This window comes from Falsochrobactrum tianjinense, from assembly GCF_019100495.1.
In the GTDB taxonomy this organism is placed as follows: Bacteria; Pseudomonadota; Alphaproteobacteria; order Rhizobiales; family Rhizobiaceae; genus Brucella; species Brucella tianjinense.
In genome coordinates this window covers 1-16,915 of record NZ_JAHRVA010000011.1, presented here as the reverse complement: position 1 = coordinate 16,915, position 16,915 = coordinate 1, and the positions used below count along the sequence as shown (strand labels likewise).

Sequence of the window (16,915 nt, the reverse complement as noted above, 5' to 3'; positions counted from 1 at the left end):
GCACCGTCGGCGCCGGCATCGTATCCTCGATCATCGAGTAACTTTTTACGAACCGGCGGCAAGCCGCCGGTTTGGGCCGCATGAAAGATTGAGGCAACACCGGTTATGGTGTTAAAGATATTGCAGCGCTTGCGCTGATAGGGGTATAGCTCAGTTGGTAGAGCGACGGTCTCCAAAACCGTAGGTCGCGGGTTCGAGCCCTGCTGCCCCTGCCATTTTTAAACGAGTGCTTATGGCTTGACTATAAGCACTCGTTTTCTGTATCTACAGTAAACGGTATATCCGCTGATTTTTTTGATGCGCTCAAGGCGGTGGCCAAGAGTTAAGTAGGCCGGGGCTAGAGATATTTCCCGCCAGTATTCACTAGACGGGAGAGTGCAGCGCTGCCGCACGATTGAATGGTGGGGGGTAGCGAAGTTCGCAAGGATCGAATCTGCCGATAAGTCCGGTATAATATTCTTTTACCAATGGGCTTGTGTTTTTCGGGAATCGGTTCTATGTAACGTCAACAGACACGCGGTGCGTGGGGCTGATTTTTCAGCTTTGCGTGCCGTATATGCGTGGGGACCTGTTACTGATTCGTTTTAGGTCAGGAGCGGTGGTGTCCCCCGGCAAGACAGAGCGGCAGATGGCATCCAAAACGAATCCGATCACTTTTTTTCAGCAGGTTCGCTCCGAAACGGCGAAAGTGACCTGGCCGACCCGGCGTGAAACGCTTATCTCCACCATTATGGTGGTGGTTATGGCGTTTTTTGCTGCTGCATTCTTTTTTCTTGCCGACCAGCTTATGGCCTATGGCGTAGAATTCATACTTCGCCTTGGTCGCTAAGCAGGATTGGAGAACTACGAGATGACGGCGCGCTGGTACATCGTTCACGCTTATTCCAACTTCGAAAAGAAGGTGGCCGAGGATATCGAGATCAAGGCCAAGCAGAAGGGCCTCTCGGATTATATCGAGCAGATCGTGGTGCCGACCGAGAAGGTCGTTGAAGTGCGTCGCGGTCGCAAGGTCGATGCGGAGCGCAAGTTCTTTCCCGGTTATGTGCTGGTGCATGCCATTTTGACGGATGCGGTTTTCTCGCTCATCAAGAACACGCCAAAAGTCACTGGTTTTCTTGGAGATTCGAAGCCTGTTCCTGTTTCACAGAAGGAAGTCGACCAGATTCTGAACCAGGTTCAGGATGGTGTCGATCGGCCTAAGTCATCTGTGACTTTTGAGATCGGTGAGCAGGTTCGCGTTTCGGATGGTCCGTTTGCATCATTCAACGGCATCGTTCAGGAAGTTGATGACGAGCGTGCGCGTCTCAAGGTCGAGGTTTCCATCTTCGGGCGCGCGACGCCTGTGGATCTTGAATACGGTCAGGTCGACAAGGTCTGATTGGTTGCCCGCAAGGGCGTTCACCGTAAAAGGTGAAAAGGTGGAAGGAGTGGCGGCTTAGCCGGTTGTCAATTCCGCACCACCAAACTGCCGGTCAGTTTGTCTGACGTCAGTCGAAAGCCGGGTTTCCGGCATGTATCGAGAACGCCGGGTTCCCGGCATTTTATGAAGGCAGAAAGCAATGGCTAAGAAAATTGCAGGCCAGCTGAAGCTCCAGGTTCCGGCAGGTGCGGCCAATCCGTCGCCCCCGATCGGCCCAGCGCTCGGTCAGCGTGGCATTAACATCATGGAATTCTGCAAGGCGTTCAATGCTGCCTCGCAGGAAATGGAAAAGGGTTCGCCCATTCCGGTCGTGATCACATATTACCAGGATAAGTCTTTCACTTTTGTGATGAAGACGCCTCCTGTGACCTATTTTCTCAAGAAAGCCGCCAACCTCAAGTCTGGTTCCAAGACTCCGGGCAAGGCGAGCGCCGGCACGATCAATCGCGACAAGGTCCGCGAAATCGCTGAAGCAAAGATGAAAGATCTGAACGCTGCTGACATTGAAGCAGCGATGCGCATGATCGAAGGTTCTGCCCGTTCGATGGGCCTGGAAGTGGTGGGCTGAGACGATGGCGAAAATTTCCAAGCGCGTTGCAAAAATCCGCGAAGGCGTCGACCGCGATAAGCTCTATGATCTGTCCATTGCTGTGGGCCTGGTCAAGGAACGTGCGGTCGCCAAGTTCGATGAAACCATTGAAATCGCCATGAATCTCGGCGTTGATCCGCGTCATGCCGACCAGATGGTCCGTGGCGTCGTCAACCTGCCCAATGGCACCGGCCGTACCGTTCGCGTCGCAGTTTTTGCGCGTGGCGATAAGGCCGAGGAAGCCAAAAAGGCCGGCGCGGACATCGTTGGCGCCGAAGATCTGGTAGAGATCGTCAACAGCGGCAAGATCGAATTCGATCGCTGCATTGCGACTCCGGATATGATGCCGCTCGTCGGACGTCTTGGTAAGGTTCTTGGCCCCCGCGGCCTGATGCCGAACCCGAAGGTCGGTACCGTCACCACCGATGTTGCTGCTGCTGTTGCCGCTTCCAAGGGCGGTGCTGTCGAGTTCCGTGTTGAAAAGGCTGGTATCATCCATGCCGGTATCGGCAAGGTTTCCTTTGACAGTCAGAAGCTCGAAGAGAACATCAAGGCATTTGCCGACGCTGTTTTGAAAGCAAAGCCTGCCGCTTCGAAGGGCGAGTATCTCAAGCGCGTATCGCTGTCCTCGACGATGGGCGTTGGCGTTAAGGTCGATCCGGCAACCGTCAAGGTCGTCGCTTGATTTTCAAGGCTCCGGTCATCCGGGGCCTGCACCTTTCCGCAAGAAAGGAAGGCTGCTGGCCTGTTCCGCGCAAGCGGGGCGAAAAGCAAGAATTCCGGATCGTATGATCCGGATAGCCGGATGAAAATCCGGTTATCCTGTCCGAGATTGCAGGCGGCTATCATCTTCGGGTGATTGCCTTAAAAGCAAAGCCTGCATGAGACGTGGAATAACCGTGTTTCGCGCGCAAGCGCATGCAAGGTTTGAACCGTAGTTGCCTTGGGTGAAGCCTGTCTGATGCAGGTGAAACTGAAGGGGACAGGATCCTCGAACGCTGATTATGTCGAAAGATGCAATCGGCAAAGGCAACCCGGCAGGGCCATGTTGGTCCTGTCAACTGGAGAGAGACAGTGGATAGAGCGGAAAAACGCGAATTTGTCGCGTGGCTGAACGGCGCTTTCAAAGAGTCCGGTTCGGTCGTCGTGGCCCACTATACCGGTCTCACCGTTGCGCAAATGAGCGATCTTCGCTCCAAGATGCGCGATGCTGGTGGCACCGTTAAAGTCGCGAAAAACCGCCTTGCCAAAATCGCTCTTCAGGGCACGGAATCGGAAGGTATTGCTGACCTGTTTACGGGTCAGACGGTCGTTGCTTACGCAAACGACCCGATCATCGCTCCGAAAGTAGCTGTCGAATTCGCCAAGACCAACGACAAGCTCGTTGTTCTCGGCGGTGCAATGGGTGCAACAACACTCGACGCCGAAGGCGTCAAGTCACTTGCTTCGCTCCCGTCGCTCGACGAACTGCGCGCAAAGCTGGTTGGTATGATTCAGACCCCGGCTCAGCGTCTTGCAGTGCTCACCAGCGCTCCGGCGGGCCAGATCGCCCGCGTTATCGGCGCGCACGCCCGGAAGAACGAGGCGGCTTAAGGCCGTTTCTCGCTGTCAACAGTTCAAACCTTAACTATAGGAAATGTAAAAATGGCTGATCTCGCAAAGATCGTTGAAGACCTTTCGGCCCTGACCGTTCTGGAAGCTGCTGAGCTTTCCAAGCTTCTCGAAGAGAAGTGGGGCGTTTCGGCTGCTGCTCCTGTTGCAGTCGCTGCTGCTGGCGGCGGCGCTCCGGCTGCTGCTGCTGAAGAAAAGACTGAATTCGACGTCGTTCTCGTTGACGGCGGCGCTAACAAGATCAACGCGATCAAGGAAGTGCGCGCAATCACCGGTCTCGGCCTCAAGGAAGCCAAGGATCTGGTTGAAGCTGCTCCGAAGGCAGTCAAGGAAGGTGCTTCGAAGGACGAAGCTGAGAAGATCAAGGCACAGCTCGAAGCTGCTGGCGCCAAGGTCGAGCTCAAGTAAGTTCGAGTTTCCCGGCGGACGTATCCCGTCCGCCGGTTTCATCCGCAGCGGGTGAAGTATTACGCAAGTGAGATCGAACAGACGGTTCGGTTTTCTTGTGGGGTTATAATCGGAACGCTATCGCATACTAAACGTTCCGATCAGTATGAACCCTTTTCCTGATGGCCGTAACCCAGGCTTTCAGGAAACGGGTTTTAACCCGTTAGAGCGGCATACATCCATCAGGATGCAAAGCTGCTCCAGACTTAGAGATCGTGCATTACCCTTTCTTCCATCGAAAGGATTTTGCGCCAAAAGGACCGCCGAAGGGCGGCACAGGATAAAGGCCGCAAGGCGTGAGCAAGCCGTAAGGCTATAGAACGAGGAGCGACGATGGCTCAGACCCATTCTTTCAATGGTCGCAAGCGCGTACGCAAATTTTTCGGCAAGATACCCGAAGTCGCGGAAATGCCGAACCTCATCGAGGTTCAAAAAGCATCATACGACCAGTTCCTCATGGTTGAGGAACCTGCTGGCGGGCGTAATGACGAAGGTTTGCAGGCGGTTTTCAAGTCTGTTTTCCCAATCCAGGATTTCTCCGGCGCTTCAATGCTGGAATTCGTCCGCTACGAATTCGACGCACCGAAATTCGACGTTGACGAATGCCGTCAGCGCGATCTGACCTATTCAGCGCCGCTCAAGGTGACGCTGCGCCTGATCGTGTTCGATATCGATGAAGATACCGGCGCCAAGTCCATCAAGGACATCAAGGAGCAAGACGTCTATATGGGCGACATGCCGCTCATGACGGACAACGGCACTTTCATCGTGAATGGCACCGAGCGCGTTATCGTTTCGCAGATGCATCGTTCGCCGGGTGTGTTCTTCGATCACGACAAGGGCAAGACGCACTCTTCAGGCAAGCTGCTTTTCGCGGCTCGCGTCATTCCTTATCGTGGTTCCTGGCTCGACATCGAGTTCGACGCCAAGGACGTGGTCTATGCCCGTATCGACCGCCGCCGTAAGCTGCCTGCCACGACGCTCCTCATGGCGCTTGGCATGGACGGCGAGGAGATTCTATCGACGTTCTACAACACTGTCACCTATACGCGTGACGGCGACAATTGGCGCATCCCCTATTCGGTCGAGCGCTTCAAAGGCATGAAGATCGTTTCCGATCTCATTGATGCGGATACGGGCGAAGTCGTTCTGGAGGCAGGCAAGAAGCTGACCGCACGTTCGGCACGTCAGCTCGCCGAAAAGGGTCTCAAGGCGATCAAGGCAACCGAAGACGATCTCTTCGGTTCATATCTGGCGGAAGATATCGTTAATTACGCCACCGGCGAGATATTTCTCGAAGCTGGTGACGAGATTGACGAGAAGGTTCTCAAGACGTTGCTCGACACGGGTGTTGAAGAGATCAACGTTCTCGATATCGACCATGTCAATATCGGTGCATATATCCGCAACACGCTGGCTGCCGACAAGAACGAAAGCCGTCAGGACGCGCTGTTCGACATTTATCGTGTCATGCGCCCGGGCGAGCCGCCTACGATGGACTCGGCAGAAGCCATGTTCCATTCGCTGTTCTTCGATTCCGAGCGTTACGATCTTTCCGCGGTTGGCCGCGTGAAGATGAACATGCGTCTAGATCTTGATGCGGAAGACACCGTGCGCGTTCTGCGCAAGGAAGATATCCTTGCCGTGGTCAAGATGCTTGTCGAATTGCGCGATGGCCGTGGTGAAGTCGACGATATCGACAATCTGGGCAACCGTCGCGTGCGTTCGGTCGGCGAACTGATGGAAAACCAGTATCGCGTCGGTCTGCTGCGCATGGAACGTGCGATCAAGGAACGCATGTCCTCGATCGAAATCGATACGGTGATGCCGCAGGATCTGATCAATGCGAAGCCTGCCGCAGCGGCTGTGCGCGAATTTTTCGGCTCCTCACAGCTGTCACAGTTCATGGATCAGACCAACCCGCTTTCGGAAATCACCCACAAGCGCCGTCTTTCGGCTCTTGGACCGGGCGGTTTGACCCGTGAGCGCGCTGGCTTCGAAGTCCGCGATGTGCACCCGACCCATTATGGTCGTATCTGCCCGATCGAGACGCCGGAAGGCCCGAATATTGGTCTGATCAACTCGCTTGCAACTTTTGCCCGCGTCAATAAGTACGGCTTCATCGAAAGCCCGTATCGCAAGGTTGTCGATGGCAAGGTGACGAATGACGTTGTCTACCTTTCAGCTATGGAAGAAGCCAAGCACTCGGTGGCGCAGGCCAATGTCGAGTTGGATGCTGAAGGCGGGTTCATCGATGAATTCGTCATCTGCCGTCACGCAGGCGAGGTGATGATGGCTCCGCGTGAAAACGTGGACCTGATGGACGTGTCGCCCAAGCAGATCGTTTCGGTTGCGGCAGCGCTTATCCCGTTCCTCGAAAACGACGATGCCAACCGCGCTCTCATGGGCTCGAACATGCAGCGTCAGGCGGTTCCGCTCGTACGTGCGGAAGCTCCATTCGTCGGCACGGGCATGGAACCGATCGTGGCTCGCGACTCAGGGGCTGCAATCGGCGCGCGCCGGAGCGGCGTGGTTGATCAGGTCGACGCAACGCGTATTGTTATCCGCGCGACGGAAGACCTTGATCCGTCCAAGTCGGGTGTTGATATCTATCGCTTGCAGAAGTTCCAGCGCTCGAACCAGAGCACCTGCATCAATCAGCGTCCGCTCGTGCGCGTTGGCGATCGTATTGGCAAGGGTGACATCATTGCTGACGGCCCGTCGACGGATCTGGGTGATCTGGCTCTCGGTCGCAACGTGCTCGTCGCGTTCATGCCTTGGAACGGCTACAACTACGAAGACTCGATCCTGCTTTCCGAGAAGATCGTTTCGGATGACGTCTTCACCTCGATTCACATCGAGGAATTCGAAGTAGCCGCTCGTGACACGAAGCTTGGACCTGAGGAAATCACCCGCGATATTCCGAACGTTTCGGAAGAAGCGCTGAAGAACCTCGACGAGGCAGGTATCGTTTACATCGGTGCTGAAGTGCATCCTGGCGACATTCTTGTCGGCAAGATCACGCCGAAGGGCGAAAGCCCGATGACGCCGGAAGAAAAACTTCTGCGCGCTATCTTCGGTGAAAAGGCGTCCGACGTTCGTGACACCTCCATGCGCATGCCGCCCGGAACCTACGGTACGATTGTAGAAGTTCGCGTTTTCAACCGCCATGGCGTTGAAAAGGATGAACGTGCAATGGCTATCGAGCGCGAGGAGATCGAGCGTCTCGCCAAGGACCGTGACGACGAACAGGCAATCCTGGATCGTAACGTCTATGGCCGTCTGACCGATATGCTCGACGGGAAGGTTGCTGCTGCCGGGCCGAAAGGCTTCAAGAAGGGCACGACCGTCACGCGCGACATCATAACGGAATATCCGCGTTCGCAATGGTGGCAGTTTGCCGTTGAAGATGAAAAGCTTCAGGGCGAGCTGGAGGCTCTGCGCAGCCAGTACGACGATTCCAAGAAGCTGCTTGAGGCACGCTTCATGGACAAGGTCGAGAAGGTACAGCGCGGTGACGAGATGCCTCCGGGTGTCATGAAGATGGTCAAGGTCTTCGTTGCTGTGAAGCGCAAGATTCAGCCGGGCGACAAGATGGCTGGCCGTCACGGCAATAAGGGTGTGGTTTCGCGCATCCTGCCGGTTGAGGATATGCCATTCCTCGAAGACGGCACGCATGCCGATATCGTGCTCAACCCGCTTGGCGTGCCGAGCCGCATGAATGTGGGCCAGATTCTGGAAACCCATCTTGGCTGGGCCTGTGCGGGTATGGGCAAGAAGATCGGTGAGCTTCTGGATGTTTATCGTAAATCGGCCGATATCAAGCCGCTGCGCGAGACGCTGGAGCACATCTATCCGGACAATGACCGTAATGAGCCGGTTCGCTCTTATGACGATGAAGCCGTCGTCATGCTGGCCGATCAGGTAAAACGCGGCGTGTCGATTGCGACGCCTGTTTTCGACGGCGCTGTGGAAGCCGACATCAATGCGATGCTGGAAGACGCAGGTCTCGCGACCTCGGGCCAGTCGACGCTCTATGACGGACGTACTGGCGAGCCGTTCGACCGTCAGGTGACGATGGGCTATATTTATATGCTCAAGCTTCACCATCTGGTCGACGACAAGATCCACGCGCGTTCGATCGGGCCTTACAGCCTCGTTACGCAGCAGCCTCTGGGCGGTAAGGCCCAGTTTGGCGGTCAGCGCTTCGGCGAAATGGAGGTCTGGGCGCTCGAAGCATACGGTGCAGCTTACACGTTGCAGGAAATGCTTACCGTCAAGTCGGACGACGTGGCAGGCCGTACGAAGGTCTACGAAGCGATCGTACGCGGCGACGATACGTTCGAAGCGGGTATCCCGGAGAGCTTCAACGTTCTTGTCAAGGAAATGCGTTCGCTCGGCCTTGATGTCGAACTGGACGATACGCGCGACGAGCAGCAGCCGGCACTTCCGGACGCGGCGGAATAAAAACACTAAGGCGCGCCATGGTATTGCCGTGGCGCGCCCGTATTGTCAGTTCCAAACTGTATAATTCCGCGATTTCTTTTCAGGATGGCAAGGGTTTTCAGCTCGCCATCGACGACACAAGGGCGGCGGATCGCCCTCAAGGAGAACGGCATGAACCAAGAGGTCATGAATCTTTTCAATCCTCAGGCTCCGGCACAGACGTTCGATTCCATCAGAATCTCTATTGCCAGCCCTGAGAAGATTCTGTCCTGGTCATACGGCGAGATCAAGAAGCCAGAGACGATCAACTATCGTACGTTCAAGCCAGAACGCGATGGTCTCTTCTGCGCGCGTATCTTTGGCCCGATCAAGGATTATGAATGCTTGTGCGGCAAGTACAAGCGCATGAAATACAAAGGCATCATCTGCGAAAAGTGCGGCGTGGAAGTCACGTTGTCGCGCGTTAGGCGCGAGCGCATGGGCCATATTGAACTGGCCGCGCCGGTTGCGCATATCTGGTTCCTGAAGTCGCTGCCAAGCCGTATCGGCACGCTCCTGGACATGACGCTCAAGGATATCGAGCGCGTCCTGTACTTCGAGAACTATATCGTTACCGAACCGGGCCTGACCTCCCTGAAGGAGCACCAGCTTCTTTCGGAAGAAGAATATATGATCGCTGTCGATGAATTCGGCGAGGATCAATTCACGGCGCTTATCGGCGCAGAAGCTATTTACGAGCTTCTGGCCTCGATGGAGCTTGACAAGATCGCCGCCGATCTGCGCGTCGATCTGGCCGAGACGACTTCGGAACTAAAGACGAAGAAGCTGATGAAGCGCCTCAAGATCGTTGAGAACTTCATTGAATCCGGCAATCGTCCCGAGTGGATGATCATGAAGATCGTGCCGGTGATCCCGCCGGATCTGCGTCCGCTCGTGCCACTGGATGGCGGTCGTTTCGCCACGTCCGATCTGAACGATCTCTATCGTCGCGTGATCAACCGTAACAACCGTTTGAAGCGCTTGATCGAACTGCGTGCGCCTGGCATCATCATCCGCAACGAAAAGCGTATGTTGCAGGAAGCCGTCGATGCGCTGTTTGATAACGGCCGTCGTGGCCGCGTAATCACCGGCGCCAACAAGCGTCCGCTGAAGTCGCTGTCTGATATGCTCAAGGGCAAGCAGGGCCGTTTCCGGCAGAACCTGCTTGGCAAGCGTGTCGACTATTCCGGTCGCTCGGTCATCGTGACCGGTCCTGAACTCAAGCTGCACCAGTGCGGCCTGCCCAAGAAGATGGCGCTCGAACTGTTCAAGCCGTTCATCTATGCTCGTCTTGACGCCAAGGGTTTTTCCTCGACCGTCAAGCAGGCAAAGAAGCTGGTTGAAAAGGAACGCCCGGAAGTCTGGGATATCCTCGACGAAGTCATCCGTGAGCATCCGGTTCTTCTGAACCGTGCCCCGACGCTGCACCGTCTCGGCATTCAGGCATTCGAGCCGGTACTCATCGAAGGCAAGGCGATTCAGCTCCATCCGCTTGTCTGTACGGCGTTCAACGCCGACTTCGACGGCGACCAGATGGCTGTCCACGTACCGCTTTCGCTGGAAGCACAGCTTGAAGCGCGCGTGCTGATGATGTCGACCAACAACATCCTGCATCCGGCCAACGGCGCACCGATCATCGTTCCATCGCAGGACATGGTTCTGGGTCTCTATTATCTGTCGATCGTGGCGGAGAAGGAGCCGGGGCAGGGCATGGTTTTTGCTGATATGGGCGAGTTGCAACATGCGCTCGAAAACCAGGTCGTCACGCTGCATACCAAAATCAAGGGCCGCTACAAGACCGTGGATGCCGAGGGCAACCCGGTATCGCAGATCTATGAAACGACACCAGGTCGCATGATTATTGGCGAATTGCTGCCCAAGCACGGCAGCGTGTCGTTCGATATCTGCAATCAGGAGATGACCAAAAAGAACATCTCCAAGATGATCGACCACGTTTATCGCCATTGCGGCCAGAAAGAGACGGTCATTTTCTGCGACCGCATCATGCAGTTGGGCTTCGCTCATGCGTGCCGCGCGGGTATCTCGTTTGGCAAGGATGACATGGTCATTCCGGACGCCAAGGTAAAGATCGTTGCCGACACTGAGGCGCTCACAACTGAATACGAACAGCAGTACAATGACGGCCTGATCACTCAGGGCGAAAAGTACAACAAGGTTGTTGATGCCTGGGGCAAGGCGACCGACAAGATCACCGAAGAGATGATGGCGCGCATCAAGGCGGTTGAATTTGATCCGGTGACTGGGCGTCAGAAGCAGATGAACTCGGTCTACATGATGTCGCATTCGGGTGCTCGTGGTTCTGTCAACCAGATGCGCCAGCTTGGCGGTATGCGTGGCCTGATGGCCAAGCCGTCGGGTGAAATCATCGAAACGCCGATTATTTCCAACTTCAAGGAAGGCCTGACCGTTAACGAGTACTTCAACTCGACCCACGGTGCCCGCAAGGGCCTGGCAGATACCGCCCTGAAAACTGCAAACTCGGGTTATCTGACACGCCGCCTTGTTGACGTTGCTCAGGACGCGATCATTTCGGAAGTGGATTGCGGCGCGGAAATCGGCCTTACCATGCAGCCCATCGTTGATGCCGGCCAGATCGTGGCCTCTATTGGCCAGCGTGTTCTGGGCCGCACGGCGCTTGACCCGATCCTGCATCCGGCAACCGGCGAAGTCATCGTCGAAGCTGGCCGCATGATCGAGGAAAAGGACGTGGAGATCATCGAGAAGGCTGGCATCCAGTCGATCCGCATCCGTTCGGCGCTGACCTGCGAAACCCGCAATGGCGTTTGCGCCAAGTGCTACGGTCGTGATCTTGCACGCGGTACGCCAGTCAATCAGGGCGAAGCCGTCGGCGTTATCGCTGCTCAGTCGATCGGCGAGCCGGGTACCCAGTTGACCATGCGTACCTTCCACTTGGGCGGCACTGCGCAGGTTGTGGACTCTTCCTATCTCGAAGCGTCTTATGAAGGCACGGTCAAGTTGCGCAACCGCAATGTGGTTCGCAACTCGGATGGCAATCTGGTTGTCATGGGCCGTAACATGGCGGTTCTCATCGTTGATGCTTCGGGCAAGGAGCGCGCCGTTCATCGTGTCACCTATGGTTCGCGCCTGTTCGTGGACGAGGGCGATACGGTCAAGCGCGGACAGCGTATTGCCGAGTGGGATCCGTACACCCGCCCGATCCTCACCGAGGTGGAAGGCTATATCGAGTTCGAAGATCTGGTCGATGGCCTTTCAGTTTCGGAAACCACCGATGAGTCGACCGGCATCACCAAGCGCGTCGTTATCGACTGGCGTTCGACCCCGCGCGGTTCGGACCTCAAGCCGGCTATGGTCATCAAGGACAAGAGCGGCAAGGTTGCCAAGCTGGCGAAGGGAGGCGAAGCCCGCTTCCTGCTTTCGGTTGAAACGATCCTTTCATTCGAACCCGGCGCACATGTGAAGGCTGGTGACGTTATCGCCCGTCTGCCAATGGAAAGCGCCAAGACCAAGGACATCACCGGTGGTCTGCCGCGCGTGGCCGAACTCTTTGAAGCCCGCCGTCCAAAGGATCATGCAGTCATCGCCGAAATCGATGGTACTGTCCGCTTTGGTCGCGACTACAAGAACAAGCGCCGCATCGTCATTGAACCGAATGACGATACGGTCGAGCCGGTCGAGTATCTCATTCCCAAGGGCAAGCCATTCCATCTTCAGGATGGCGACGTCATCGAAAAGGGTGAGTATATTCTGGATGGCAACCCGGCTCCGCACGACATTCTGGCGATCAAGGGCGTGGAGGCTCTCGCTTCTTACCTCGTCAATGAGATCCAGGAAGTCTATCGCTTGCAGGGCGTTCTCATCAACGACAAGCACATTGAAGTGATTGTCCGGCAGATGCTGCAAAAGGTCGAGATCACCGAATCTGGCGATACCGGCTATATCACTGGCGATCATGTCGACCGTATCGAACTGGAAGAGATCAACGAACGTCTCATCGAAGAGGGCAAGGCACCCGGCTCCGGAAATCCGGTTCTGCTTGGCATCACCAAGGCTTCGTTGCAGACTCCATCGTTCATCTCAGCCGCGTCGTTCCAGGAAACGACCCGCGTACTTACCGAAGCCGCGGTTGCCGGCAAGATCGACACGTTGCAAGGTCTCAAGGAAAACGTCATCGTCGGCCGTCTCATCCCGGCTGGTACTGGCGGCATGACCAACCAGATTCGCCGCATTGCGACTGCTCGCGATGAACTGATCATCGATGAGCGCCGCAAGTCCTCAGGCTCCGCGGAAGCAAATGCGATGCTGACGGATATGACCAACAGCGCAGCCGAATAAGGCGCGTTCATGAAATGAAAAAGGCCGCCTTTCGAGGCGGCCTTTTTTGTTTTGATCTGCAGAGTGATGATGCAAGCAACTATTGATCGAGTTGCAATACGGCGCATTGCGTGCCGCACTTATTCTTCGTCGTCTTCGAACTCTATGAGCGCGACTTCGCCGCCGAGGGCGGTTTTCCAGGCGCTTTTATGCGGCTCTTCTTCCGGTTCCTCGGTGATGGTGCCGATTTCGAGTAACTCAGCCTCGCTATAGCCTTCTTCTGAAAGAATACCCAATACAGTCTCGACTAGATCGTCGTCTTCATCCGCTTTCAGTAGTAAGTGCACTTCAACGGGCGTTTTTTCCCCTTCTGTCCAGACATCAGCGATAATCAGATGAATGGGCTGCGAATCGTTGTCCGGGGAGGGGGGTGTCGATGACATTGAGATTTCCTTAATATTCGGTTGCGTTTCGACTCGGATGTGCTTCAATAGCCCTTGAATTGATCTGGTGCCATCCTGACGTAAGCGAATGGCGGTTTTGTTGCGAAGATAATCGCCTTCCAGTGTTTAAAGTAGCACGATTAGCTATCCGTATGGGACCAAAATGCGGTTTTGTAGCCTTTGAATGCAGAAACTTAACGTGGCGCTCTTGACGAAACGCCTCCAAACACGTATCAGCAGCCCATCTGAGCCGATGTGAGGCTGGCTGTTTCGGGGCGACGCGCTCTGAAGTTCGCCTCAAACAGGGTTCGTTTTACGATCGAAATGCAACTTGCCGTTTGCATGAAGCTTTTGCTTCCTCTGCTTTTGTTCGGGGTGGCCGCAGATGGTGTGGCTGGTCCGGATTTTGTGCATGAGCACTCCGGTGAAACGGCCCTTCTGGGGCGCTGATACGAGATTTTTTATAGAGGAAGGTTTGAATGCCTACCGTAAACCAGCTGATCCGCAAGCCGCGCACTGCCCCGGTGAAGCGTAATAAGGTGCCTGCCCTGCAGGCGAATCCTCAGAAGCGCGGTGTTTGCACCCGCGTTTATACGACGACCCCAAAGAAGCCGAACTCGGCTCTGCGTAAAGTCGCCAAGATTCGTTTGACCAATGGCTTCGAAGTCATCGGTTACATTCCGGGTGAAGGTCACAACCTTCAAGAGCACTCCGTCGTTATGATCCGTGGCGGTCGTGTCAAGGATTTGCCGGGTGTGCGTTATCACATCATTCGCGGTGTTCTCGATACACAAGGCGTGAAGAACCGCAAGCAGCGCCGTTCGAAGTACGGTGCGAAGCGTCCTAAGTAAGGATTTTCCGGGGATACCGGCCGCCGGAAGGCGAGTTGAGCCCGATGTAATTGAGAGATTGAGACGAAATGTCCAGACGCCATAAAGCAGAGAAGCGTGAGATCAATCCGGACCCGAAGTTCGGTGATCTCGTCATTACCAAGTTCATGAATGCAGTCATGCTTCATGGCAAGAAGTCGGTTGCCGAAGGCATTGTTTACGGTGCGCTTGAAGTAATCGAAGCCAAGGCGAAGTCCGAGCCGGTCGCGCTGTTCCATCAGGCGCTCGACAATGTCGCTCCGCACGTTGAAGTCCGTTCGCGCCGCGTTGGTGGTGCAACCTATCAGGTTCCGGTCGACGTGCGTGCAGAACGCCGCCAGGCTCTTGCCATCCGTTGGCTGATCAATGCTGCTCGTGGCCGCAACGAGACGACGATGATCGATCGTCTGTCTGGTGAGCTGCTTGATGCTGCAAACAACCGTGGTTCTGCTGTCAAGAAGCGCGAAGATACGCACCGCATGGCGGAAGCCAACCGCGCATTCTCGCATTACCGCTGGTAATCGTCGAACCCTATTCAAAGAGCAAGAACATGGCCCGCGAATATAAAATCGAAGACTACCGAAATTTCGGTATCATGGCGCATATCGACGCCGGCAAGACGACGACGACTGAACGTATCCTGTTCTATACGGGCAAGAACCACAAGATTGGTGAAACCCATGATGGTTCGGCTACGATGGACTGGATGGAGCAGGAGCAAGAGCGTGGCATCACGATCACTTCTGCTGCGACGACAACGTTCTGGCAGGGTCGCGATGGCAAGAAGCGTCGCTTCAACATCATCGACACGCCGGGCCACGTTGACTTCACGATTGAAGTCGAGCGTTCGCTCCGTGTTCTCGATGGAGCAATCGCTCTTCTCGACGCCAATGCCGGTGTAGAGCCGCAGACGGAAACTGTCTGGCGTCAGGCTGAGAAGTACCATGTTCCGCGTATGGTTTTCGTTAACAAGATGGACAAGATCGGTGCAGATTTCTATCGCTGCGTCGAGATGATCAAGACCCGTCTTGGTGCGACCGCTCTCGTGGTGCAGCTGCCGATCGGTGCTGAAACCGAATTCCAGGGCGTTATCGATCTGATCGAAATGAAGTCCTATACTTGGGACGGTTCCATCGGTGGAGCGACCATCGTCGGTGATATTCCTGCCGATATGCAGGATAAGGCGGAAGAATACCGCGAAAAGCTGATCGAAGCGGCTGTCGAAATCGAAGAGTCGGCCATGGAAGCCTATCTCGAAGGCAATATGCCGTCGAATGATGAGCTTCGCGCGCTGATCCGTAAGGGAACCATTGCTGTTCAGTTCCATCCGGTTCTGTGCGGTACGGCTTTCAAGAACCGCGGCGTTCAGCCGCTTCTCGACGCTGTTGTCGACTTCCTGCCGGCTCCTAACGAAGTGCCTGCGATCAAGGGTATCGACGTCAAGACCGAAACGGAGACGACTCGCGAATCTTCGGATGATGCACCGCTTTCGCTGCTGGCATTCAAGATCATGAACGATCCGTTCGTCGGTTCGCTGACCTTCGCCCGCATCTATTCGGGCAAGGTGACTAAGGGCATCTCGCTTGAAAATACCGTCAAGGGCAAGCGCGAGCGGATCGGTCGTATGCTTCAGATGCACTCGAATTCCCGCGAAGATATCGAAGAAGCCTTTGCAGGCGACATCGTTGCTTTGGCTGGCCTCAAGGAGACCACTACTGGCGATACGCTTTGCGATCCGCTGAAGCCGGTTATTCTTGAGCGCATGGAATTCCCGGATCCGGTCATCGAAATCGCTATCGAACCGAAGACCAAGGCCGACCAGGAAAAGATGGGCATCGCGCTCAATCGTCTGGCTGCCGAAGATCCGTCCTTCCGCGTCAAATCGGATGAAGAATCCGGCCAGACGATCATTGCGGGTATGGGTGAGCTTCACCTCGACATTCTGGTTGACCGCATGAAGCGCGAATTCAAGGTTGAGGCCAACATTGGCGCGCCGCAGGTTGCTTATCGTGAAACCATCACGAAGGCTGCTGAAATCGACTACACCCACAAGAAGCAGTCGGGTGGCTCGGGTCAGTTCGCTCGCGTCAAGATTATTTTCGAACCGCATGAAGGCGACGATTTCATCTTCGAATCGAAGATCGTCGGCGGTGCTGTTCCGAAAGAGTATATCCCTGGTGTCCAAAAGGGTATCGAAAGCGTCATGGGTGCGGGTCCGCTTGCCGGCTTCCCGATGCTCGGCGTGAAGGCTACCCTGATCGACGGTGCTTATCATGATGTTGACTCCTCTGTTCTCGCCTTCGAAATCGCTGCCCGTGCAGCATTCCGTGAAGGTGCACAGAAGACAGGTGCGCAGCTTCTCGAGCCGATCATGAAGGTTGAGGTCGTGACGCCTGAAGATTACGTCGGTGACGTGATCGGTGATCTGAACTCGCGTCGCGGTCAGATTTCAGGCACCGAAGCTCGCGGTATTGCAACGGTCGTTAATGCAAATGTTCCACTGGCTAACATGTTTGGCTACGTGAATAGCCTGCGTTCGATGTCCCAGGGCCGCGCGCAGTACACGATGCAGTTCGACCATTATGAGCCGGTTCCGACTGCGGTCGCACAGGAAATCCAGAAGAAGTTCGCGTAACCTTCAGGGTTACGCCAGACAGTAAAAAAAGCCTGAGCAGGCTAGAAATTAGGAGAGCTCAGATGGCAAAGAGCAAATTCGAACGTAACAAGCCCCACGTTA

The 16,915-nt window shown here is 55.4% G+C and carries 12 protein-coding genes and 1 tRNA gene; 12 read left to right on the top strand and 1 reads right to left on the bottom strand.

Features of this window, described 5'->3' with window-relative positions:
* Positions 1 to 139: 139 nt before the first annotated feature.
* The 9 genes from KUG47_RS16485 (at position 140) to rpoC (ending at position 12,887) form a co-directional block, all read left to right on the top strand.
* Positions 140 to 215, top strand: a tRNA-Trp gene (locus KUG47_RS16485).
* A 413-nt stretch (positions 216 to 628) separates the two neighbouring features.
* The gene (gene secE / locus KUG47_RS16480) at positions 629 to 829 is read left to right on the top strand and encodes a preprotein translocase subunit SecE (RefSeq protein ID WP_217679125.1); all 201 of its coding nucleotides are present in this window, start codon (positions 629 to 631) and stop codon (positions 827 to 829) included.
* 21 nt (positions 830 to 850) lie between these two features.
* Positions 851 to 1,378, top strand: a complete 528-nt coding sequence (nusG, locus tag KUG47_RS16475; protein ID WP_217679123.1) for a transcription termination/antitermination protein NusG — start codon at positions 851 to 853, stop codon at positions 1,376 to 1,378.
* 181 nt (positions 1,379 to 1,559) lie between these two features.
* Positions 1,560 to 1,988 (top strand): 50S ribosomal protein L11, encoded by a 429-nt coding sequence (rplK, locus tag KUG47_RS16470; RefSeq protein ID WP_217679121.1) that lies wholly within the window; start codon positions 1,560 to 1,562, stop codon positions 1,986 to 1,988.
* Positions 1,989 to 1,992: 4 nt separating this feature from the next.
* Entirely contained in the window at positions 1,993 to 2,694 is a 702-nt protein-coding gene (rplA, locus tag KUG47_RS16465; RefSeq protein ID WP_217679119.1) for a 50S ribosomal protein L1, read from the top strand.
* 389 nt (positions 2,695 to 3,083) lie between these two features.
* Positions 3,084 to 3,602, top strand: coding sequence for a 50S ribosomal protein L10 (gene rplJ / locus KUG47_RS16460; RefSeq protein WP_217679117.1), 519 nt, complete (start codon positions 3,084 to 3,086; stop codon positions 3,600 to 3,602).
* 51 nt (positions 3,603 to 3,653) lie between these two features.
* Positions 3,654 to 4,028 carry a 50S ribosomal protein L7/L12 gene (gene rplL / locus KUG47_RS16455; RefSeq protein WP_217679115.1) on the top strand — a complete coding sequence of 125 codons (375 nt, stop codon included), beginning with the start codon at positions 3,654 to 3,656 and terminating at the stop codon, positions 4,026 to 4,028.
* Between the two features lie 372 nt (positions 4,029 to 4,400).
* A complete protein-coding gene (rpoB, locus tag KUG47_RS16450) occupies positions 4,401 to 8,534 on the top strand; it encodes a DNA-directed RNA polymerase subunit beta (RefSeq protein ID WP_217679113.1) in 4,134 nt (1,377 codons plus the stop codon).
* Between the two features lie 150 nt (positions 8,535 to 8,684).
* On the top strand, positions 8,685 to 12,887 hold the full coding sequence (gene rpoC, locus KUG47_RS16445; RefSeq protein ID WP_217679111.1) for a DNA-directed RNA polymerase subunit beta': 4,203 nt from the start codon (positions 8,685 to 8,687) through the stop codon (positions 12,885 to 12,887).
* A 119-nt stretch (positions 12,888 to 13,006) separates the two neighbouring features.
* On the opposite strand, the gene KUG47_RS16440 is transcribed toward rpoC, so the two are convergent.
* Entirely contained in the window at positions 13,007 to 13,357 is a 351-nt protein-coding gene (locus tag KUG47_RS16440; RefSeq protein WP_217679109.1) for a hypothetical protein, read from the bottom strand.
* A gap of 431 nt (positions 13,358 to 13,788) precedes the next feature.
* Between KUG47_RS16440 and rpsL the strand changes: the two genes are divergently transcribed.
* The 3 genes from rpsL (at position 13,789) to fusA (ending at position 16,813) form a co-directional block, all read left to right on the top strand.
* Positions 13,789 to 14,160, top strand: coding sequence for a 30S ribosomal protein S12 (gene rpsL / locus KUG47_RS16435; RefSeq protein WP_006168377.1), 372 nt, complete (start codon positions 13,789 to 13,791; stop codon positions 14,158 to 14,160).
* A 68-nt stretch (positions 14,161 to 14,228) separates the two neighbouring features.
* A complete protein-coding gene (gene rpsG, locus KUG47_RS16430) occupies positions 14,229 to 14,699 on the top strand; it encodes a 30S ribosomal protein S7 (RefSeq protein WP_217679107.1) in 471 nt (156 codons plus the stop codon).
* A gap of 29 nt (positions 14,700 to 14,728) precedes the next feature.
* Positions 14,729 to 16,813, top strand: coding sequence for an elongation factor G (fusA, locus tag KUG47_RS16425; RefSeq protein ID WP_217679105.1), 2,085 nt, complete (start codon positions 14,729 to 14,731; stop codon positions 16,811 to 16,813).
* Positions 16,814 to 16,915 lie beyond the last annotated feature (102 nt).